Below are 19,119 nucleotides of genomic sequence, written 5' to 3'. Positions count from 1 at the left end.
GGCCGCAGCCGACCGTCGTGCAGGCGGGCGCGCCTCATTTCTGCGTTTCGACCATCACCAGCGGCTCGTCGGAGCTCTCCACCGGCACACGCTGCCGGCGGGGAGGTCGCGGCGCGCTCGCCGCAACGGCGGGCGGCAGCGGCGAAAGCTTCTGCGGGCTGGTTTCAACCATGATCAGTCCGCTGCTCGCCGCCGTTTCGCGTATCGTTTCGCGCAGGTTCTGAACAGGCACTGTGCTCACTGCTTCGGCTACCTCGCCGGTGGCGTCGGCCGCCTTGGTCTGCAGGACGCGCTGCTGGAGCGTTTGCTGCGTCGGCGCAGGCCGGTCCTCCGGCGGAGCTGCGGGAACCTGTGCCAACGCATCCGTCCTGTTGGGCGCGCTCGCCGGCACGCCGTTCGCCGTGGCAATGGCGGGCGGTGCGGGCGCTTCGCCGTCTGCCGCTGGCGGGCGATCGGGTGGATGGGTCACGCCACCCACCTCGCGCGCACTGACGGGCAGCAGTGCGGTGCCGCCGGCCATCGCATCGACGACAAGCGCCTTGGCCTGATGGTGCTCGACCGCCCGCGGCGCCGATTCCGGCACGTTGCGCCGCGCTTGTCCGGCTGACTCGGCGGCGACCGATGTCGCCTCAGCCGGTGGACCTGCATCAGCCGGCCGCTGGCGGTTGCTCGGTGCGCTTCTGATCGCCCCATCGGCGGCGCCAGCGGTACCGTTGAGCAGATCAAGCTGGCCTTCGGCGGGCTCGCCGCGCTCGCGTCGGCCGCCGCGCCGACCGCGCCGACGCGTTCCGTTGGCGGTCTCGTCGACGCCGGTTTCGTTCGCCGCGACCGGTGTGCGTGGCACTGCCGGGAGTGTTGCCGCTACGCTTTCGCTCTTGTTCTCGTTGCCAGCGGGCGCCGCCGCCGGGTCGCGCCGCTCGCCGCGCTGGCGACGTGCTGGGCGCGGCTCGCGGGGTTCACGCGTTTCGCGCACCTCGCGGGTGTCACGTGCTTCGCGCGGTTTGCCCGCCTCGCTGCGCGTGCTGCTGTTCATCATCGGCCCAGCCTCGCGCGCGTTGCGGGCAGCTTCACCGGGTTCGCGGCTGTCCTCACGACGGGTGGAACGAGGATTCTCACCACGGGCAGCCTCGCGCGTCTGGCTACGCGCTGCGGCGACGCGCTGCGGGCGCGCTTCCGGTTGCTCGCTGGGCGCCGCCGGCTCAGCTTTGTGGCGGAACCAGGAAAGGACCCGGCTGAGGAAGCGGCCGGCCGCAGTTGGCGGTTTCTCACTACGCGGCTCGGCAGGCTCGGCGACGATCGGGGCAGGTTGCGCGGCCGTGACCCCCTTGATTGCGGCTTCTGCGCGCGGCGCGCGGCTGTCCGCCGTGCTTGTTCCTTCCTTGCCGCTCTCCTCGGCCGGTGTGCCGACCATCCGGTACGACGGCTGCTGAAGCTCTTCCTGACCGGTTTCGTCGTGTCGGATGCGGCTCACCGAATGCTGCGGCGTCTCCAGGTGCATATTGGGGATCAACAGAATGCTCACCTTGTGCCGCTGCTCGACGGCCTGCACCTCGCTGCGCTTCTCGTTCAACAGAAAGGTTGCGACGTCGATCGGGACCTGCGCGTGCACCGCTGCCGTGCTGTCCTTCATCGCTTCCTCTTCGAGGATGCGCAGGATGTGCAGCGCGGCCGACTCGGTGCTCCGGATATGGCCGGTTCCCGAGCAGCGCGGGCAGGGGATGTAGCTGGTTTCGGCGAGCGCTGGTCGCAGGCGCTGGCGGGAGAGCTCGAGCAGACCAAAGCGGCTGATCTTGCCGGTCTGCACGCGAGCGCGATCGAAACGCAGCGCATCGCGCACGCGGTTCTCCACCTCGCGCTGGTTGCGCTGGTTCTCCATGTCGATGAAGTCGATGATGATCAGGCCGCCAAGGTCTCGCAGGCGCAACTGGCGGGCCACTTCTTCGGCGGCTTCGAGGTTGGTGCGCAAGGCGGTCTCCTCGATGTCCGCACCGCGCGTTGCGCGCCCCGAGTTGACGTCGATCGAGACCAGCGCTTCGGTGTGATCGAGAACAATCGCGCCACCCGAGGGCAAGGTGACCTGGCGCGAGTAGGCCGATTCGATCTGGTGTTCGATCTGAAAGCGCGAGAAGAGCGGTACATCATCGCGATAGCGTTTGACCCGGTTCACCGTTGCCGGCATGACATGCGCCATGAACTGCTGCGCCTGTTCGAAGACCTCGTCGGTGTCGATCAGGATTTCTCCGATGTCCGGCTGAAAGTAGTCGCGGATTGCTCGAATGACCAGGCTGCCCTCCTGGTAGATGAGAAAGGCGCCCTTTTGTTGTCCGGCCGCCGATTCGATGGCCTTCCAGAGTTGCAGCAGGTAGTTCAGGTCCCACTGCAGTTCTTCGGCGTTGCGGCCGATCGCCGCCGTGCGCGCAATCAGGCTCATTCCGGGCGGGACCTGAAGCTGATCCATCACCTCGCGCAGTTCGGTGCGCTCGCTACCCTCGACCCGGCGCGAGACGCCGCCGCCGCGCGGGTTGTTCGGCATCAGCACGAGATAGCGTCCGGCCAGGCTGACGAAGGTCGTCAAGGCGGCGCCTTTCGTGCCGCGTTCGTCCTTGTCGACCTGGACGATCAGTTCCTGGCCTTCGCGCAGTGCTTCCTTGATCGTTGCCCGTCCGCTATCGACGCCGGCCTGGAAAAAGGCGCGCGAGATCTCCTTGAAGGGGAGAAAGCCGTGCCGCTCCGAACCGTAATCGACGAACGCGGCCTCCAGGCTGGGCTCGATCCGGGTGATGACCGCTTTATAAATGTTGCTCTTCTTCTGTTCCTTGGCGGCCGATTCAATGTCGAGGTCAATCAGCTTCTGACCGTCGACAATGGCAACACGCAGTTCCTCGGCCTGTGTTGCGTTAAAAAGCATGCGTTTCATGGGTTTTGGCTCCCACGCGCGTAATCACGGGGGAAATACCTTGGGCAGGCAGCAACGAACTAGTTGTCGGCGGGATGCATGGGGGGCGTTTCCGGTAGTGCAAGCGATCGGGATATTTCGTCGACTGAGTGGCCGGTCAGGCCGTGCCAGTCGACAACTGGCCCATCTGTCGGGGTCGCTCGGTGGGTGCTAGGCGCGTGCAGTACAAGGGGTAACGCTACTTCGTGGTGAGCGTACTTAACCAGGTGATCGGCGTTGGGCAGCCTTGCGCAAGGTCAGCGCAAGCGAGGCGGCTGAGGCCAGCCGCAAAGTGCGTCGCAATTCCTATAGAATCAAATCGGCGATGCTCGACGGTCTCACGGGTCAGCGCCTCTTTCAACCCTGAACGCAAATCGCGTGAAGTATATTCAAAATGACCGAAATTAGCAAAAACTCGGTGATTCATACACTGATTACCGAGAATGAGGGCGGCCAGCGACTCGACAATCTCTTGTTCAAGAAGTGCAAGGGCGTTCCCAAGAGTCACGTGTATACCGTCGTACGCAGCGGACAGGTAAGGGTCAACGGACGGCGGGCGGATGCCGCCTACCGTCTGCAGATCGGCGACGTGCTGCGCATTCCGCCGATGCGCGTGGCCAGCGCCAACGGCGAACAGGCAGCGATTGCTGGTGCCGAACTGAAGGTGCATCTGCCCGTCCTGTACGAGGACGAGGCGCTGCTGATCGTCGACAAGCCCGCCGGCATCGCCGTGCACGGGGGCAGCGGCGAGAGTTTCGGGGTGATCGAAGCGCTGCGTCGGCAACGCCCGCAGGCGCGCTTTCTTGAGCTGGCGCACCGGCTCGACCGTGAGACCTCGGGCATTTTGTTGCTCGGCAAGAAGCGCTCGGCCCTGCTTGCCCTGCACCAGATGTTCCGCGAGGGCGGGCAGGCGGGCGCCGTCGGCGCGGCCGACAAGCGTTACCAGGTGCTCGTCTGCGGGCGTTGGTCGGAGCCGCTGCGGCATGTTCGCCTGCCTCTGCTGAAGTATCTGCTCAGCTCTGGCGAGCGACGCGTGCGCGTTGCCGACGATGGGCGGGCTGCACATACCGTGTTTCGCCTGCTTGCCCGCTGGGAGCGCTTCAGTCTGCTCGAAGCGGAATTGCGCACAGGCCGTACGCACCAGATTCGGGTTCATCTCGCGCATCTCGGTTTTCCGGTGGCCGGCGACGAGAAGTACGGCGATTACACCGCGAATCACGCACTGGCGCGCGAAGGGCTGAAGCGCATGTTCCTGCACGCCTGGCAGATGCGTTTCCCTCATCCGGTCGATGGCCGCCGGATGGTCGTGCAGGCGCCGCTGCCGGAAGCACTGACGCGCTTCGTCGAGCGCCTGGCGACGCCCGAAAGTCTGGCCAATGGGCGCTAGATTCGATCTCCTGGTCTTCGACTGGGATGGCACGCTGCTCGACTCGGCGGGGGCCATCGTGCGGGCGATTCAGGCGGCGTGTCGCGACTTGGGGCTGCCGGTTCCGCCGGAAGAGCGCGCCCGTCATGTGATCGGCCTCGGTTTGAGCGATGCGCTGCAGTACGCCTTGCCCGACTTGCCGGCAGAACGTTATCCGCAACTGGTTGATCGCTATCGCCATCATTATCTCGCGCACGACCACGAACTGCACCTGTTCGACGGAGTGCCGGAGTTGATTGGCGAACTTGCCGAAGCGGGTTTCCTGCTCGCGGTGGCGACCGGCAAGAGCCGGCTGGGGTTGCAGCGGGCGTTCGCGCACAGCGGGATCGGTCAGTGCTTCCACGCTTCGCGCTGTGCCGACGAGTGTTTCTCCAAACCGCATCCGCAGATGCTGTGTGAACTGATGGACGAACTCGCGGTCGGTGCTGAGCGCACGCTGATGATCGGCGACACGACCCACGATCTGCAGATGGCACGTAACGCGGGAGTTGCCGCGCTGGCGGCCGGCTATGGCGCGCACCCGGCCGCGGCGCTCGACGCGCTGGCCCCTCTGGCGCGCCTGCAGGCGATCGGCGAACTGGCAAAATGGCTCAGGGACAACGCCTGAGCGTTCATTTTACGACGGTTCCGGGCTATACTCCGCCCGCGCGATGTGCTTTGATCGTGGCGCAGATCGCCTGCAGCGCGATGCTTCGATTTTCCCGGGCAGTACAACGGGAGCGTGCGGCGAAGCGTCACGCGGCGTGAGCGCGGCCGCAGCTACTGCGCGCCAAGCATGGTGCCATCAACTCTATCGAGAAGCGAGCAGATGCCTTGAATACGCCTGAGAACGAACCCGGATGGGAACGACAATTGTTGGAGAAAATCGCCTTCGCCTCGCTGCAGGAGCAGCGGGCGAAGCGCCGCTGGGGCATTTTCTTCAAGCTTGCCGGGCTCGCCTATCTGGTTGCCGTTCTCCTGATGCTGGTCGACTGGGGGGCCTCCGAGCAACTCGGTGATGGTCGGCACACGGCGGTGATCCATGTGCATGGCACGATTGAGAGCAGTGGTGAAGGCAGCGCGCAGAGCATCGGTGAAGCCCTGCGCTCGGCGTTTGCCGACAAGGGAACTGCCGGCGTCATCCTGCGCGTCAACACGCCGGGCGGCAGCCCGGTACAGGCCGGGATCGTGCACGACGAGATTCGCCGCCTGCGCACCAAGCATCCGCAGATTCCGCTGCATGTCGTGGTCGAAGACCTGTGCGCTTCCGGTGGCTATTACATCGCCGTGGCCGCCGACCAGATCTTCGTCGATAAGGCGAGCATCGTCGGCTCGATTGGTGTGTTGATGGACGGCTTTGGTTTCACCAGTGCAATGGACAAGTTGGGCGTCGAGCGTCGCCTGCTGACCGCTGGCGAGAACAAGGGCTTTCTCGACCCATTCTCGCCGCAGGACGTGAAGCAGAAGGAGCACGCGCGGGTACTCCTGCGCGAAATCCACCAGCAGTTCATCGAGGTCGTGCGGCGCGGGCGCGGCCAGCGCCTGAAGGAGACACCTGACATGTTCAGCGGCTTGATGTGGACCGGGAGCCAGAGCATCCAGCTCGGACTGGCCGACGGCTTTGGCACGGTCGGCTCGGTTGCGCGTGACATCATCAAGGCGGAAAGGGTGGTCGATTTCACGATCAAGGAGAATATTGCCGAACGCTTTGCCAAACGCCTGCGCGCAGAAGGTGCTGGCCTTGGCGCTCTGTTCGGCAATGATCGCTTCGTGCTGCGCTAGCTTGCCGGTATTGGCGGGGTCGCTCAGGCGAGCAGAAGGAAGACTGTCGGGCGGCGATTGATCGCGGGCAGGGCGTGCTTCTGCCACTCGGCGACTTGGCGCGTCGTGATCTCCTCGCTCGCCAGCGTCAGATCGCTCGCCACGCAAACGCGCGTCGCTTGCGCGCAGACAGCGAGCAGCGAGGCAAGAAGCTGTTGATTGCGGTACGGCGTTTCGATGAAGACCTGTGTCTGGCGACGTTGGCGCGATTCCTTTTCCAGTTCGCGCAGTCGTTGTTCACGCTCGTTCCGGCTGCTCGGCAGGTAGCCATGGAAAGCGAAGCGCTGGCCGTCCAGTCCGCAAGCCATCAGGGCGAGGAGGATGGACGACGGGCCGACCAGCGGAACCACCTGGATTCCCTCGCGATGCGCCAGGGCGACGAGCGCCGCGCCCGGGTCGGCAACTGCCGGGCAGCCGCTCTCCGAAAGCAGACCTACATCGTGACCGGCGAGCAGAGGCGCGAGCAACTCGGGGAGCAGCGTGGCCGGCGTGTGCTCGTCGAGCTGACTGATTGCGATCTGTTGCAGCGGGGCGTCACTCGGCAGAATCTTCAGGAAGGCGCGTGCGCTGCGCGCGCTTTCAGCGACGAAATGGGTCAGTCGGCGGGCGCAGGCGAGCGTCGCTGGCGGCAGCGCAGTGACGCCCAGCGGCGAGCCGAGCGGCACCGGGATCAGATACAGCCTGCCGCGATTCTGCGCGTCCTGCCTGACCAGCGGGACGTCAGAAGCCGGCTCAGAGGATGCTGACACGCTCGTTGCGCAGCAGCTCGCAGAGTGCGATCAGCGGCAGTCCGATCAAGGCATTCGGATCGTCGCCCTCGATTCGTTCGAGCAAGGCGATGCCCAAGCCTTCCGATTTCGCGCTGCCAGCGCAGTTGTAGGCTTGCTCGCGCTGCAGATAGCGCGCGATCTCGTCGTCAGACAGGGCGCGGAAGGTCACCAGCGTGGTCACGCTGCGCGTCTGCGCGCGGCCGGTCGGCGCGTCGAGCAGACAAAGGGCGGTAATGAAACTGACGCTGCGCCCGCGCAGCGCGCGCAGTTGCTCGACTGCCGCCTGGTGGGTGCCAGGTTTGCCGAAAACCCTGCCAGCCAGGCAGGCAACCTGATCGCTCCCGATGATCAAGGCGGTTGGGTGGTCGCCTGTCACCGCTCGCGCTTTCGCCTCGGCCAGCCGCAAGGCGGTGGCCGCAGGTGCTTCGTCGGCGAGCGGCGTTTCGTCGATGGCCGGGTTGGCGATGACGAAGGGTAGACCGAGACGGCCGAGCAGTTCCCGCCGATACGGTGAGCTTGAGGCAAGAACGATAGGACGGGTGGGCATCGGACGCTTGGCCGGGCAGCATGGGGAAAGAGGAAGGGGGCAGCGGTGACGTAGCGGACAACGACGCGGAAGTGGTCGGTGCGCAGCAGGCGCTTTGACTTCAAAAGCCGAAAATAATATCATGCGCGCCTTATGTCGCGACGAGTACTGATTGACACTCTGGCTTTTGGACGGGAGAGGGGGGTGCTGGACGGCGACCTCGCGGTTTCGTCGTTGACCCGACTGCACGACGCGCTGACCGAAAGCAGCGGCACGCTGATCTATCATGTTGAGGGCGATGTCGGGTGCGATGGGCGTAGCCAGTTATCGCTCGCCATCGGAGGCAGCTTGTCCTTATGCTGTCAGCGCTGCCTGGAGGCTCTGGACTATCCTCTCGACCTGCACAGTCTGCTCGAATTCGTCGATGACGAGCATGATCTGACGCAGGAGGAACTGGAGGATGATTCACGGGACTTCCTGCCCAATCAGAAAGAGCTGGATGTCGTGGAATTGATCGAGGACGAAATTCTTCTTGCGTTGCCGACGGTTCCGCGGCACGACAGTTGTCGGCTGCCGGCCGGCAGTGACGCGGCATCCGGCAAGGTGTCACCATTTTCAGTCCTGGCGGCCACCCGTCGCCAGGCTTGACGAGTTTGATCTCAGGAGTTTGTCATGGCTGTTCAACAGAACAAGAAGTCCCCCTCAAAGCGCGGCATGCATCGCTCGCACGATTCGCTGAACAGCTTGCCGCTGGCGGTCGATCCAAGCAACGGCGAGGTTCATCTGCGCCACCATATCAGCCCGAGCGGTTTCTATCGCGGTAAGAAGGTGCTCAAGGGCAGTGCCGAGTGAGTCTTCCTGACCAGGCAGGCAACTTCCGGTAGCGGTGGTTTGCCTGCCTTTTGTTTTGTCTGCCGGCTGATGAGCATTAGAGTTGCGATCGACTGTATGGGCGGGGACCACGGACCTCAGGTCACCGTGCCAGCGGCGCTCGAGCTGGTGCGCACCGACGCCGATGTTCGCGTGATCCTCGTTGGCCGTCAGGCAGACATCCGGCCCCTGCTCGGTGAATGCAGCGACGAGCGCGTGAGCGTCCGGCATGCGAGCGAAGTGGTCGCGATGGACGAGTCGCCGTCGCTCGCCTTGCGCACGAAGAAGGACTGCTCGATGCGCGTGGCGGTGGATCTGGTCAAGCAGGGCGAGGCAGACGCCTGCGTTTCGGCGGGCAATACCGGTGCGCTGATGGCGATCTCGCGCTTTGTCCTGAAGATGCTGCCGGGAATCGATCGACCGGCGATCTGCGCTGCGCTGCCAACGCTCACCGGGCATACCCACTTGCTGGACCTCGGCGCCAACGTCGACTGCAGCCCGGATCATCTATTGCAGTTCGGCATCATGGGCGCCTCGCTGGTCGCTGCCGTCGAGCACCGCGACCGGCCGAGCGTCGGCATCCTGAACATCGGCGAGGAAGAAATCAAGGGGAACGATGTGGTCAAGCGGGCCGCCGAACTGCTCGCGAGTTCCGGGCTGAATTTCGTCGGCAACGTAGAAGGTGACGGCGTATACAAGGGCGAGGCCGATGTCATCGTCTGTGACGGCTTCGTCGGCAACGTGGCGCTGAAGACCTCGGAGGGGCTGGCGCAAGTGCTCGCCACCTTCCTGCGCGAGGAGTTCAAGCGTAATCTGTTTAGCCGCTTGACGGCACTGGTTGCGCTGCCGGTCGTCAAGCGGTTCAAGAGCCGCGTCGATCACCGGCGTTACAATGGCGCCAGCCTGCTCGGCCTGCGCGGAATCGTCGTCAAGAGCCATGGCTCGGCCGATGCATTTGCCTTTGGCTACGCCCTGCGGCGGGCTGCCGAGGAAGCGAGAAGCGGATTGCTGGCGCGGATCAGTGAGCGCATAGCCGCGCAACAGCCGATTCAGGAGACCGCTTGACATGTACTCGCAGATTACTGGTATCGGCAGCTATCTGCCTGGCCCGCCGATCGGCAATGACGAGCTGGCGCGTCGCGGCATCGACACCAGCGACGAGTGGATCGCCAGCCGGACCGGGATCAGATTCCGTCATCTGGCTGAGAACGGCGAGACTTCAAGCGATCTCGCGCTGCACGCCAGCCGCCAGGCATTGGCTGCCGCTGGCTGCGCGGCGGTCGATGTCGATCTGATCATCGTCGCCACTTCGACGCCGGATTTCATTTTTCCCAGTACGGCCTGTCTGCTGCAGGCCAAACTGGGCAATCAGGGCGCAACCGCTTTTGATGTGCAGGCCGTGTGCAGCGGGTTCGTCTATGCGCTGACGGTGGCCGACAAGTTCATCCGTTCGGGTAGCCATCGCCGTGCGTTGGTGGTTGGGGCAGAAGTCTTCTCGCACATTCTCGACTGGTCCGACCGGACGACCTGCGTTCTCTTCGGCGATGGGGCTGGAGCCGTCGTCCTCGAAGCAAGCGACAAACCGGGCATTCTGGCGAGTACGCTGCATGCCGACGGCGCGCACCATGCGATCCTCTCCGTACCGGGCAGCGTCTGCAAGGGCGTGGTGACCGGCGATCCTTTTCTGCGCATGGATGGGCAAGCGGTCTTCAAGTTCGCCGTGCGCGTTCTGGCCGAGGCTGCCGACGAGTGTTGTCGGATCGCCGAGGTTTCGCCGTCGACGATCGACTGGCTGATTCCACATCAGGCGAACATTCGTATTCTCGAAGCGACGGCTCGGAAGATGAGAATTCCGCTCGACAAGGTGGTCATCAGCGTCGACCGGCATGGCAATACGTCGGCGGCCTCGGTGCCGCTGGCACTCGACGAAGCGGTGCGCGCCGGACGCATACGTAGCGGGCAGAGAATCATGCTTGAAGGCGTCGGCGGTGGATTCACCTGGGGCGCTGTGCTCCTCGATTTTTGACAGGACAAAGCATGACTTTCGCATTCGTTTTCCCCGGCCAGGGGTCGCAATCGGTAGGCATGATGGCGGCCTATGGTGATTCGCCGGTCGTCCGCTCGACCTTCGACGAGGCGTCGGCGGCGCTCGCCCAGGATCTGTGGCAACTGGTAGCCGATGGCCCGACCGAGGCCCTGGCGCATACCGTGAACACGCAGCCGGTGATGCTGACGGCTGGGATTGCGGCTTATCGGCTGTGGCTGGACAAAGGGGGGCGGTTGCCGGCGGTCGTTGCCGGGCATAGTCTCGGTGAGTATTCAGCGCTCGTCGCCGCGGGTGCCCTTGCTTTTCCCGATGCGGTGCAACTGGTTCGCCTGCGCGCTGCCGCGATGCAGGATGCGGTGCCCGTCGGGGCGGGTGCGATGGCGGCGATTCTTGGGCTCGACGACGACAAGATCGGCGAAGCATGTGCCGAGGCGATTGCCGAGCTGGGTGGCGATGCCGTCGTCGAAGCGGTCAATTTCAACGGGCCGGGGCAGACGGTAATCGCTGGCAGCAAGGCGGCGGTCGAGCGCGCCTGTGCAGCCTGCAAGGCGCGCGGCGCCAAGCGCGCCTTGCTTCTGCCGGTTTCAGCGCCTTTCCACTCCTCGCTGATTCGACCGGCGGCCGACAAGCTGGCTGCTCGCCTGGCCGAACTGGACTTCGCGGTACCGCGGATACCGGTCGTCAATAACGTAGACGTGGCGGTCGAGTCGGACCCGCAGCGGATAAAGGATGCTTTGATTCGCCAGGCGTACTCGCCCGTGCGCTGGGTCGAAACGATTCGGGCGATCGCCGCGATGGGTGTCGGCAGCGTTGCCGAGTGTGGGCCGGGCAAGGTGCTCACCGGCCTGAGCAAACGCTGCGTCGAGACGCTGCAGAGCGTCGGGCTGGCCGACCTGGCGACGATTGAAGCGGCCGTCGCCAACTTGGAGTAAGCCGTCATGCTGAGCGGACAAACAGCCCTCGTCACGGGTGCATCACGTGGTATCGGTCGGGCGATCGCGCTCGAGTTGGGTCGCCTTGGTGCAGCGGTCGTTGGCACTGCGACCAGCGCGGAGGGCGCGGCAGCGATCTCCGAATATCTGGCGGCTGCCGGCTGTCGCGGCGAAGGTCAGCTGCTCGAGGTGCGCGATGCGCTGCGCGTCGAAGCACTGGTTGGCCAGATTCAGAAAGCCTGGGGTGCCGTATCGATCCTGGTCAACAACGCCGGCATCACGCGCGACAACCTGGCCTTGCGCATGAAGGACGAAGAATGGGATACGGTGCTGGATACCGATCTCAAGGCTGTCTTCTCGCTGTCGCGGGCGGTGATGCGCGGCATGATGAAGGCGCGGTACGGCCGCATCATCAACGTGACTTCAGTGGTCGGACACATCGGCAATGGCGGACAGGCCAATTACTGCGCCGCCAAGGCGGGCGTCGCGGGAATGAGCCGCGCGTTGGCGCGTGAGCTGGGCAGTCGCAACATTACCGTCAATTGCGTTGCGCCCGGTCTGATCGATACCGACATGACACGTGCGCTCGACGAGACGCAAAGGGCCGCAGCCCTGGGCAGCATACCGCTTGGCCGCCTTGGTTTACCGGAGGACGTGGCGTCGGCGGTGGCCTTCCTGGCTTCGCAGGGAGCGAGTTACGTTACCGGCACGACGATTCATGTCAATGGCGGTATGTTCATGAGCTGAAACCGCCGGCAGGCGAAGCCGGACGGTTGGCTCGGGCGCCGTGCCGACTGGCAACTTCCGGTCATTTTGTTAGAATGGCGCACTTTTCTTTTACACCCGAACCGTGGGAAGGAGCACTTTGATGGAAAATATCGAGCAGCGTGTCAAGAAGATCGTCGCTGAACAGCTTGGTGTCAATGAAGCAGACATCAAGAACGAGTCGTCGTTCGTCGACGACCTGGGCGCCGACTCGCTGGATACGGTCGAATTGGTGATGGCTCTGGAAGAGGAGTTCGAGTGCGAGATTCCAGATGACGAAGCCGAGAAGATCACCACGGTCCAGCAAGCGATCGACTACGTTCTGGCTCACAAGAAATAGGGCGATAACGCGCACACGTACTGCCGACGGGTGCTGCCGGCGGTTCTCCCCCAGAACCATGATCCGACGCTCGGCAGGCGGTGCACAGCAGATCTCATTTCCGAATCTCCTTAGCCTTTGGAGCACAAGGTGGCAAGTCGAAGAGTGGTCGTCACCGGTTTGGGCATCGTCTCACCGGTTGGCAATACGGTCGAGGAGGCCTGGCAAAACGTTTTGGCCGGACGCTCCGGAATCGGTCGGATTACCCGGTTCGATGCGTCGTCCTTTCCGGTGCAGATCGCGGGCGAAGTGAAGGGTTTCGAGATCGGGACCTATTTGTCACCGAAAGAAGCGCGCCGGATGGATGTTTTCATCCATTATGGTATGGCCGCGGGTATTCAGGCGATTCGCGACGCTGGCCTGGAAGTCGGTCCGCCCAATGCCGAGCGAATAGGTCTTTCGATCGGTTCGGGTATCGGCGGACTGCCGATGATCGAAAGCACCTGCGACGATTTTGCCGCCGGGGGGGTGCGCAAGATCTCCCCCTTCTTCGTGCCCGGTTCGATCATCAACATGATCTCGGGCAACCTATCGATCATGTACGGTTACAAGGGGCCCAACCTCTCTCTGGTCAGCGCTTGTGCGACGGGAACGCATAGCATAGGTGACGCCGGCCGCCTGATCAGCCATGGCGACGCCGACATCATGATTGCCGGCGGCGCCGAGGGCTGCGTCTCGAAACTCGGCCTCGGGGGCTTCTGCGCGCCGCGCGCGCTATCGACGCGCAACGACGACCCGGCAACGGCCAGCCGCCCGTGGGATCGGGACCGTGATGGTTTCGTCCTTGGCGAGGGCGCTGGCGTCGTCGTGCTCGAAGAGTACGAGCACGCCAAAGCGCGCGGTGCGCGTATCTACTGCGAACTGGCCGGTTTCGGCATGAGCTCCGACGCGTTTCACATGACCGCGCCGAGCGAGGACGGTGCAGGAGCGGCGCGCTGCATGCGCAATGCGCTGCACGATGCGGGACTCGCTCCGCAAGACGTGCAGTACGTCAATGCGCACGGCACATCGACCCCCCTGGGCGACAAGGCGGAAACGATCGCGGTCAAACGCGCTTTCGGCGACCAGGCGAGAAACCTGGTCATCAACTCGACGAAGTCGATGACGGGTCACCTGCTCGGTGCGGCCGGCGGTGTCGAGGCGCTGTTTACCGTGCTGGCGATTTACCATCAGGTTTCGCCGCCAACGATCAACATTTTCAATCAGGACGAGTCGTGCGATCTTGACTATTGCGCCAACGTTGCGCGCGAAATGAAGATCGAGGCGGCGATTTCAAATTCCTTCGGCTTTGGCGGGACCAACGCGACCGTCGCTTTTCGACGGATATAGAAGAACGAAACGGGCGCATGCTGGCGTTCCCGATCCATATCGAGCTGTGTCGCTCGCGTTTGATGCTGGTCGTCCTCGTTACGCTACATGCAGTCGCCGCAGGTGGCTCACTCCTGCTGCTTCCCTGGCCGTTGGCGGCGCGCATGCTGGTGGTCAGCCTCGCCGCCTTTTCCTTGTGGCGCTCTAGCCGCCGGTCGCCGGTTGTTGCGCTTCATTTGGGCGAGCGTGGCGACCTCGCATTGTCGTTCGCCGACGGTAGTCGGCAGTGTTGCGCCGTGCACCCAGGCACGGCGGTTTTCGCTCAGCTTGTTGTCCTGCGTGCGTCGGCAGACGAAGCAGAGGCGGCCGGCGAGCGTTACAGCCTCGCGCTGGCGGCAGACAGCATGCGCCGCGAGCAATTCCGGCTGCTACGCCTCTGGCTACGGTGGCGGGTCAGCGCGGGCGCCTCAGGGCGGTCGGCCGCGGTCGCTTGAGCACGGTATTACGCGCTCGTGCATCGCTTTCCGGGTAGTTGCGGCTGAAATGCAGACCGCGGCTCTCGCGGCGTTTGAGCGCGCAGCGGATGATCAGGTCGGCAGTAACGACGAGGTTGCGCAACTCGATCAGGTCGTGACTGACGCGGAAGTGCGAGTAAAAGTCGTCGATTTCGCGGACGAGCAGGCGAATCCGGTTCTTCGCGCGCTGCAGGCGTTTGGTCGTACGAACGATGCCGACATAGTCCCACATGAAGCGGCGCAGTTCGTCCCAGTTGTGCGAGATGACGATCTCTTCGTCCGGATCACTGACCCGACTGGCGTCCCACGCCGGCAACTCGGGTAGCTCGCCGGCGGGCTGTTCGACGATGTCCTTCGCCGCTGCCTCGGCGAAGACCAGGCATTCGAGGAGGGAATTGCTGGCCAGCCGGTTTGCCCCGTGCAAGCCGGTGCATGAGGCTTCCCCGGCGACGTACAGGCCGGCGATTTCGGTGCGTGCGCGCAAGTCGGTCATCACCCCACCGCAGGTGTAATGCGCTGCCGGGACGACGGGTATCGGCTGCCGAGTGATGTCGATACCAAGCTCGAGACAACGTGCCAGGATATTCGGGAAATGCTCGCTCAGGAAGGCGGCCGGCTTGTGCGAGATGTCGAGGTAGACACAGTCGAGACCGCGCTTCTTCATTTCGAAGTCGATCGCGCGTGCGACCACATCGCGCGGTGCCAACTCGGCTCGTTCGTCGTGCCAGGGCATGAAGCGGCTGCCATCCGGCAGTAGCAGCAAGCCGCCCTCGCCGCGTACTGCTTCCGAGATCAGGAAGGATTTTGCTTGCGGGTGGTACAGGCAGGTCGGGTGGAACTGGATGAATTCCATGTTCGCGACCCGGCAGCCGGCACGCCATGCCATTGCGATGCCGTCCCCGGTCGAGGTATCGGGGTTCGTCGTGTAGAGATAGACCTTGCCGGCTCCGCCAGTGGCGATCAGCGTGTGGCGCGCGCCGATCGTCAAGACCTCGCCACTGCGGCTGTCGAGTACGTAGGCGCCGTAGCAGCGGTCTACGCTCAAGCCGAGTTTGCCGCCGGTGATCAGGTCGATGGCGATGTGGTGCTCGAGGACGGTGATCCTGGATTGCTGGCGAAGTTGCCCGGTCAGCGTATTCTGCACTGCCAGGCCGGTAGTGTCGGCGACGTGGATAACCCGCCGGGCGCTGTGTCCGCCCTCGCGTGTCAGGTGGTAGCCCGCCTCGTGGCGGGTGAAGGGGACGCCTTGTTCAATCAGCCACTCGACGGCACGACGACCATTTTCGATGACGAAGCGCGTCGCACGTGCATCATTGAGGTGGGCACCCGCCGCGATGGTGTCCCGAATGTGCGCTTCGATCGAATCGCGGTTGTCGAGCACGGCGGCGATCCCGCCCTGTGCCCAGCTCGATGCACTGTCCTCGACGGTGCGCTTGCTGATCAGCGCTACGCTGTGCGTGCGCGCCAGTCGGAGCGCGGCGGCTTGACCCGCCAGACCGCTGCCTATGATGAGGACGTCGAAACAAAGAGCCATGGTGAAGGACCCGCCTGCCAAGGGCCGCCACTATAGCATGCGTGTAGCAAGGTGGTAAGGCGGGGGCAGAGGCGCTTGCCGCTCGAATGACGTTTGTCTTCCGGCCAGCAGCTTCGGTTGACGCCGCGCGACTCGCTCATTGCTGCCAATGTCCAAGGTAGCCATGTTCGCCCTGTCCATCTCGGGAAAAGCGCATCCGTGATCCCGGCGATTAGCGCTCGTCAGGAGGCGCGTTTGTCCATTGATGACACGTCGCGCTCTGCTGGCAACTGCCGACGGTAATCAGCCGCTGCCCCTGGCGTGACGGCCGCTTGAGGTGCTGCCTGGCCTGTTCCCGCTATTGCCTGTTTCACGGGTTACAATGACTCGATGACGCACGATACCGGCTACAAGTTGCTTTTTGCCCACCCGGCGATGGTGCGCGATCTGTTGCGCGACTGGGTGCCGGGTGAGTGGCTGGCGGAAGCTGACTTGTCGACGCTCGAACGGATCAGCGCGAGTTACGTTGCCGAGAACGAGAAGGAGCGCCACGACGACATGGTCTGGCGCCTGCGTCTGCGCGACCGTTGGTTGTGGGTCTACCTGGTGCTCGAGTTCCAGTCCGAACCCGACCGCTGGATGGCTTTGCGCATGTTGGTCTATGCTGGACTGCTGGCGCAGGATCTGGTCAGGCGGGGCGAGCTGGCCGACGGAAAACTGCCGCCAATCCTGCCGGTCGTTCTCTACAACGGCCTGCCGGCATGGCGTGCGCCGACCAATGTGAGTGATCTCTTTGCCTCGTCACCGCCTAGCCTGGCTGACTATCAGCCGCGTTTCACCTATCATCTGATCGACGAAGCGCGTCTGCGGCTGCATCCGGCAACGAGTGTGCGCAACGCAGTCGAAGCACTTTTCCGGCTCGAGCACGGGCGCACGCCGGACGACTTGCGGCGCGTCATCCAGGCGCTCGACATGCTCCTGCGCGATCCCGAGCAGCAAGCGATGCGTCACACGTTTGTCGCCTGGATCAAGCAACTGTTGCACCGCAAGAGCGCTTCGTCGACACTCTCGGCGATGGCAAACGAGATTGACGCAATCAGTGATTTGATGGAGGCCGACAGCATGCTTGCCGAACGTATCGAAGCATGGTTTGAGGAAGCAACCCGGCGCGGACTGCAGACCGGGTTTCAGCGAGGCATGACGGAAGGTCGCGAGGAAGGTCGCGAGGAAGGTCGCGAGGAAGGTCGCGTGGAGGGCCGTCACGAGGGTGAGGTCCGCCTGCTGGCCAAGCAGTTGAGCCGGCGTTTCGGGGTACTGCCCGAGTGGGTAGGCGAGCGGCTGGCGCAAGCGAGCGAGGATGAGTTGCAAGTCTGGGCGGAGGCCGTGCTTGATGCGCCGACGCTGGCCGCGGTATTCGGCGAGGCGAGCCACTGATTGGCCGCTTGGCGGGCGATCCAGCGACGGCTTTCGAGGGCGTCGGGACGGCGGATGGCGCGGCGGATCGATCCCACCGCGCGCGCCGCGCTGCGCAAGGCTGAGAGCACTGCTGCTCAGCATGGTAGAATCCTTCCACCATGCAACTTCTGATCAACGGCGAACGCCGCCATTTCCCTGCCGCGCTGACGGTCGCCGAACTCGTCGAGGCGCTAGACCACACTGGCAAGCGAATCGCCGTCGAGCGTAACGGTGTGATCGTCGCGCGCGGGCGTCATGCCGAAACGGTGCTGAGTGACGGCGACCAAATCGAGATCGTCGTCGCTGTCGGCGGCGGTTGAGCCACCACGCAAACGATAGGCACGCATGCCAGATTCTGTTCATAGCCTGACCGTCGCCGGTACCACTTACCGCTCACGCCTGTTGGTCGGTACCGGCAAGTATAAGGACTTCGCCGAAACCCGGGCGGCGATTGACGCCTCCGGCGCACAGATCGTCACGGTTGCCATTCGGCGGACAAACATCGGCCAGAACGCCGACCAGCCGAACCTGCTCGATGTGCTACCGCCGACGCAATTCACCATTCTGCCGAACACGGCAGGCTGCTACACGGCGAGTGATGCGGTACGTACGCTGCGTCTGGCACGTGAGCTGCTGGATGGGCATGCGCTGTGCAAGCTGGAGGTTCTCGGCGACCCGCACAGCCTCTTTCCGAACATGCCGGAGACGCTTGCTGCAGCGCGAACACTTGTCACGGAAGGTTTCCAGGTGATGGTCTACTGCTCCGACGATCCGATTCAGGCGAAGATGCTCGAAGAGATCGGTTGTGTCGCGGTGATGCCGCTCGCGTCGTTGATCGGCTCCGGGATGGGCATCGTCAACCCGTGGAATCTGCGTTTGATCATCGACCAGGCGAAAGTTCCGGTGCTCGTTGATGCCGGTGTCGGGACGGCTTCCGATGCGGCGATTGCGATGGAACTCGGGTGTGATGGGGTATTGATGAATACCGCCATCGCCCATGCCGGTAACCCGGTCATGATGGCTGCTGCGATGAAGAAGGCGGTCGAAGCTGGGCGCGAAGCCTTTCTTGCCGGTCGCATGCCGCGCAAGTACTACTCGGCCGATCCCTCCTCGCCGACCGGTGGGCTGATCGGCTCGTAGTCCGCATGCGGGAAGAGGCAACGCGCGGCACGGCAGGCCGCAACGAGCACATACGAAGCTTCGTTCGCCGGCAGGGCCGCGTGTCAAACGCGCAGCGCCGCTACTACGACGAAATGATGGCCAAGGTCGGCGTTCCCTATCGTGCAGCGGCAATTGATTTCGACCGGCTGTTCGGCCGTCGGGCGCCGCGTGTGCTTGAGATCGGTTTCGGCATGGGCGAGACCTCGGCGCTGATTGCTGGGCGCCACCCCGAAAACGACTATCTCGGCGTCGAGGTCCATACGCCGGGTGTCGGCAGCCTGTGCAAGTTGATTGCCGAGAACGAGCTGCAGAATCTTCGCATTGTCCAGCACGATGCGCTCGAGGTGATGCGCGAGATGATCGCGCCGGGGTCGCTTGCTGGTGTTCACATCTTCTTTCCCGACCCGTGGCCGAAGAAGCGGCACCACAAGCGCCGTCTGTTGCAGCCACCTTTCGTCGCCTTGCTTGCCAGCCGTCTGCAGGTCGGCGGCTACGTGCACTGCGCGACCGACTGGGAAGAGTATGCGCAGCAGATGCTGGCGGTGCTCTCGGCCGAGCCTCAACTGGAGAACGCGGCGGCCGATTTCGCACCGCGCCCGCCAGACCGTCCGAGCACGCGCTTCGAGCAGCGTGGCCAGCGCCTGGGACACGGTGTGCGGGACCTGATCTTCCTGCGCCGAAGCGCAGCGCGCGGCACGCCGGACAGCGACGCCTGAG

General features: G+C 64.0%; 20 protein-coding genes. 16 read left to right on the top strand and 4 right to left on the bottom strand.

The window, feature by feature from the left end:
• Nucleotides 1-34 precede the first annotated feature (34 nt).
• Nucleotides 35-2,917, bottom strand: coding sequence for an Rne/Rng family ribonuclease (locus Q1L59_RS06625; protein ID WP_300329774.1), 2,883 nt, complete (start codon nt 2,915-2,917; stop codon nt 35-37).
• A 412-nt stretch (nt 2,918-3,329) separates the two neighbouring features.
• On the opposite strand from Q1L59_RS06625, the gene Q1L59_RS06620 reads away from it, so the two are divergent.
• From Q1L59_RS06620 to Q1L59_RS06610, 3 genes are all read left to right on the top strand, one after another.
• A complete protein-coding gene (locus tag Q1L59_RS06620; RefSeq protein ID WP_300329772.1) occupies nt 3,330-4,322 on the top strand; it encodes an RluA family pseudouridine synthase in 993 nt (330 codons plus the stop codon).
• Nucleotides 4,312-4,968, top strand: a complete 657-nt coding sequence (locus Q1L59_RS06615) for an HAD-IA family hydrolase (RefSeq protein ID WP_300329769.1) — start codon at nt 4,312-4,314, stop codon at nt 4,966-4,968. The genes Q1L59_RS06620 and Q1L59_RS06615 overlap by 11 nt, the downstream gene beginning before the upstream one ends.
• Before the next feature lie 206 nt (nt 4,969-5,174).
• Nucleotides 5,175-6,122: a S49 family peptidase gene (locus Q1L59_RS06610; protein ID WP_300329766.1), complete on the top strand. Its 948-nt coding sequence runs from the start codon at nt 5,175-5,177 to the stop codon at nt 6,120-6,122.
• Nucleotides 6,123-6,145: 23 nt separating this feature from the next.
• Here the strand turns inward: Q1L59_RS06610 and Q1L59_RS06605 are convergent, their stop codons facing one another.
• Nucleotides 6,146-6,910, bottom strand: coding sequence for an SAM-dependent methyltransferase (locus Q1L59_RS06605; protein ID WP_300329762.1), 765 nt, complete (start codon nt 6,908-6,910; stop codon nt 6,146-6,148).
• Complete coding sequence (locus Q1L59_RS06600; protein ID WP_300329760.1) at nt 6,894-7,478, bottom strand: Maf family nucleotide pyrophosphatase; 585 nt, start codon at nt 7,476-7,478, stop codon at nt 6,894-6,896. Before Q1L59_RS06600 ends, Q1L59_RS06605 begins: the two co-directional genes overlap by 17 nt.
• A 183-nt stretch (nt 7,479-7,661) precedes the next feature.
• Between Q1L59_RS06600 and Q1L59_RS06595 the strand changes: the two genes are divergently transcribed.
• The 9 genes from Q1L59_RS06595 to Q1L59_RS06555 all read left to right on the top strand — a co-directional run bounded on the left by Q1L59_RS06595 (nt 7,662) and on the right by Q1L59_RS06555 (nt 14,252).
• On the top strand, nt 7,662-8,105 hold the full coding sequence (locus Q1L59_RS06595) for a YceD family protein (RefSeq protein WP_300329756.1): 444 nt from the start codon (nt 7,662-7,664) through the stop codon (nt 8,103-8,105).
• A gap of 24 nt (nt 8,106-8,129) precedes the next feature.
• Complete coding sequence (gene rpmF / locus Q1L59_RS06590) at nt 8,130-8,309, top strand: 50S ribosomal protein L32 (protein ID WP_300329754.1); 180 nt, start codon at nt 8,130-8,132, stop codon at nt 8,307-8,309.
• Nucleotides 8,310-8,378: 69 nt separating this feature from the next.
• Nucleotides 8,379-9,392 (top strand): phosphate acyltransferase PlsX, encoded by a 1,014-nt coding sequence (gene plsX, locus Q1L59_RS06585; protein WP_300329751.1) that lies wholly within the window; start codon nt 8,379-8,381, stop codon nt 9,390-9,392.
• A 1-nt stretch (nt 9,393) separates the two neighbouring features.
• Complete coding sequence (locus Q1L59_RS06580) at nt 9,394-10,353, top strand: beta-ketoacyl-ACP synthase III (protein WP_300329748.1); 960 nt, start codon at nt 9,394-9,396, stop codon at nt 10,351-10,353.
• A gap of 11 nt (nt 10,354-10,364) precedes the next feature.
• The gene (gene fabD, locus Q1L59_RS06575; protein WP_300329745.1) at nt 10,365-11,306 is read left to right on the top strand and encodes an ACP S-malonyltransferase; all 942 of its coding nucleotides are present in this window, start codon (nt 10,365-10,367) and stop codon (nt 11,304-11,306) included.
• A gap of 6 nt (nt 11,307-11,312) precedes the next feature.
• Nucleotides 11,313-12,053 carry a 3-oxoacyl-ACP reductase FabG gene (gene fabG, locus Q1L59_RS06570; RefSeq protein ID WP_300329743.1) on the top strand — a complete coding sequence of 247 codons (741 nt, stop codon included), beginning with the start codon at nt 11,313-11,315 and terminating at the stop codon, nt 12,051-12,053.
• A 121-nt stretch (nt 12,054-12,174) separates the two neighbouring features.
• Entirely contained in the window at nt 12,175-12,411 is a 237-nt protein-coding gene (gene acpP / locus Q1L59_RS06565; protein ID WP_015766075.1) for an acyl carrier protein, read from the top strand.
• 129 nt (nt 12,412-12,540) lie between these two features.
• Entirely contained in the window at nt 12,541-13,779 is a 1,239-nt protein-coding gene (gene fabF, locus Q1L59_RS06560; protein ID WP_300329740.1) for a beta-ketoacyl-ACP synthase II, read from the top strand.
• A gap of 17 nt (nt 13,780-13,796) precedes the next feature.
• Nucleotides 13,797-14,252, top strand: coding sequence for a protein YgfX (locus Q1L59_RS06555; protein ID WP_300329737.1), 456 nt, complete (start codon nt 13,797-13,799; stop codon nt 14,250-14,252).
• Here the strand turns inward: Q1L59_RS06555 and nadB are convergent.
• Nucleotides 14,212-15,807 (bottom strand): L-aspartate oxidase, encoded by a 1,596-nt coding sequence (nadB, locus tag Q1L59_RS06550; protein ID WP_300329734.1) that lies wholly within the window; start codon nt 15,805-15,807, stop codon nt 14,212-14,214. The two genes, Q1L59_RS06555 and nadB, sit on opposite strands and share 41 nt — an antisense overlap.
• Nucleotides 15,808-16,176: 369 nt before the next feature.
• On the opposite strand from nadB, the gene Q1L59_RS06545 reads away from it, so the two are divergent.
• The 4 genes from Q1L59_RS06545 (at nt 16,177) to trmB (ending at nt 19,118) form a co-directional block, all read left to right on the top strand.
• The gene (locus Q1L59_RS06545) at nt 16,177-17,220 is read left to right on the top strand and encodes an Rpn family recombination-promoting nuclease/putative transposase (protein WP_300329731.1); all 1,044 of its coding nucleotides are present in this window, start codon (nt 16,177-16,179) and stop codon (nt 17,218-17,220) included.
• A 140-nt stretch (nt 17,221-17,360) separates the two neighbouring features.
• The gene (gene thiS / locus Q1L59_RS06540; RefSeq protein ID WP_300329729.1) at nt 17,361-17,561 is read left to right on the top strand and encodes a sulfur carrier protein ThiS; all 201 of its coding nucleotides are present in this window, start codon (nt 17,361-17,363) and stop codon (nt 17,559-17,561) included.
• Nucleotides 17,562-17,586: 25 nt separating this feature from the next.
• On the top strand, nt 17,587-18,381 hold the full coding sequence (locus tag Q1L59_RS06535) for a thiazole synthase (protein WP_300329727.1): 795 nt from the start codon (nt 17,587-17,589) through the stop codon (nt 18,379-18,381).
• A 5-nt stretch (nt 18,382-18,386) separates the two neighbouring features.
• Complete coding sequence (trmB, locus tag Q1L59_RS06530) at nt 18,387-19,118, top strand: tRNA (guanosine(46)-N7)-methyltransferase TrmB (protein ID WP_300329725.1); 732 nt, start codon at nt 18,387-18,389, stop codon at nt 19,116-19,118.
• The last annotated feature ends 1 nt before the right edge of the window (nt 19,119 follow it).

It is taken from the genome of Accumulibacter sp. (assembly GCF_029255125.1).
Classification (GTDB): domain Bacteria; phylum Pseudomonadota; class Gammaproteobacteria; order Burkholderiales; family Rhodocyclaceae; genus Accumulibacter.
The sequence above is the reverse complement of the archived record's forward strand: the minus strand, read 5'-3'. Positions and strand labels throughout refer to the sequence as shown.

Coding starts and splice junctions, on each gene's coding strand:
- Q1L59_RS06625 (WP_300329774.1), bottom strand. CDS start 2,917: ATGAAACGCATGCTTTTTAACGCAACACAGGCCGAGGAACTGCGTGTT.
- trmB (WP_300329725.1), top strand. CDS start 18,387: ATGCGGGAAGAGGCAACGCGCGGCACGGCAGGCCGCAACGAGCACATA.
- plsX (WP_300329751.1), top strand. CDS start 8,379: ATGAGCATTAGAGTTGCGATCGACTGTATGGGCGGGGACCACGGACCT.
- Q1L59_RS06545 (WP_300329731.1), top strand. CDS start 16,177: ATGACGCACGATACCGGCTACAAGTTGCTTTTTGCCCACCCGGCGATG.
- rpmF (WP_300329754.1), top strand. CDS start 8,130: ATGGCTGTTCAACAGAACAAGAAGTCCCCCTCAAAGCGCGGCATGCAT.
- fabG (WP_300329743.1), top strand. CDS start 11,313: ATGCTGAGCGGACAAACAGCCCTCGTCACGGGTGCATCACGTGGTATC.
- Q1L59_RS06620 (WP_300329772.1), top strand. CDS start 3,330: ATGACCGAAATTAGCAAAAACTCGGTGATTCATACACTGATTACCGAG.
- Q1L59_RS06535 (WP_300329727.1), top strand. CDS start 17,587: ATGCCAGATTCTGTTCATAGCCTGACCGTCGCCGGTACCACTTACCGC.
- nadB (WP_300329734.1), bottom strand. CDS start 15,807: ATGGCTCTTTGTTTCGACGTCCTCATCATAGGCAGCGGTCTGGCGGGT.
- Q1L59_RS06580 (WP_300329748.1), top strand. CDS start 9,394: ATGTACTCGCAGATTACTGGTATCGGCAGCTATCTGCCTGGCCCGCCG.
- thiS (WP_300329729.1), top strand. CDS start 17,361: ATGCAACTTCTGATCAACGGCGAACGCCGCCATTTCCCTGCCGCGCTG.
- Q1L59_RS06600 (WP_300329760.1), bottom strand. CDS start 7,478: ATGCCCACCCGTCCTATCGTTCTTGCCTCAAGCTCACCGTATCGGCGG.
- fabD (WP_300329745.1), top strand. CDS start 10,365: ATGACTTTCGCATTCGTTTTCCCCGGCCAGGGGTCGCAATCGGTAGGC.
- Q1L59_RS06555 (WP_300329737.1), top strand. CDS start 13,797: ATGCTGGCGTTCCCGATCCATATCGAGCTGTGTCGCTCGCGTTTGATG.
- acpP (WP_015766075.1), top strand. CDS start 12,175: ATGGAAAATATCGAGCAGCGTGTCAAGAAGATCGTCGCTGAACAGCTT.
- Q1L59_RS06615 (WP_300329769.1), top strand. CDS start 4,312: ATGGGCGCTAGATTCGATCTCCTGGTCTTCGACTGGGATGGCACGCTG.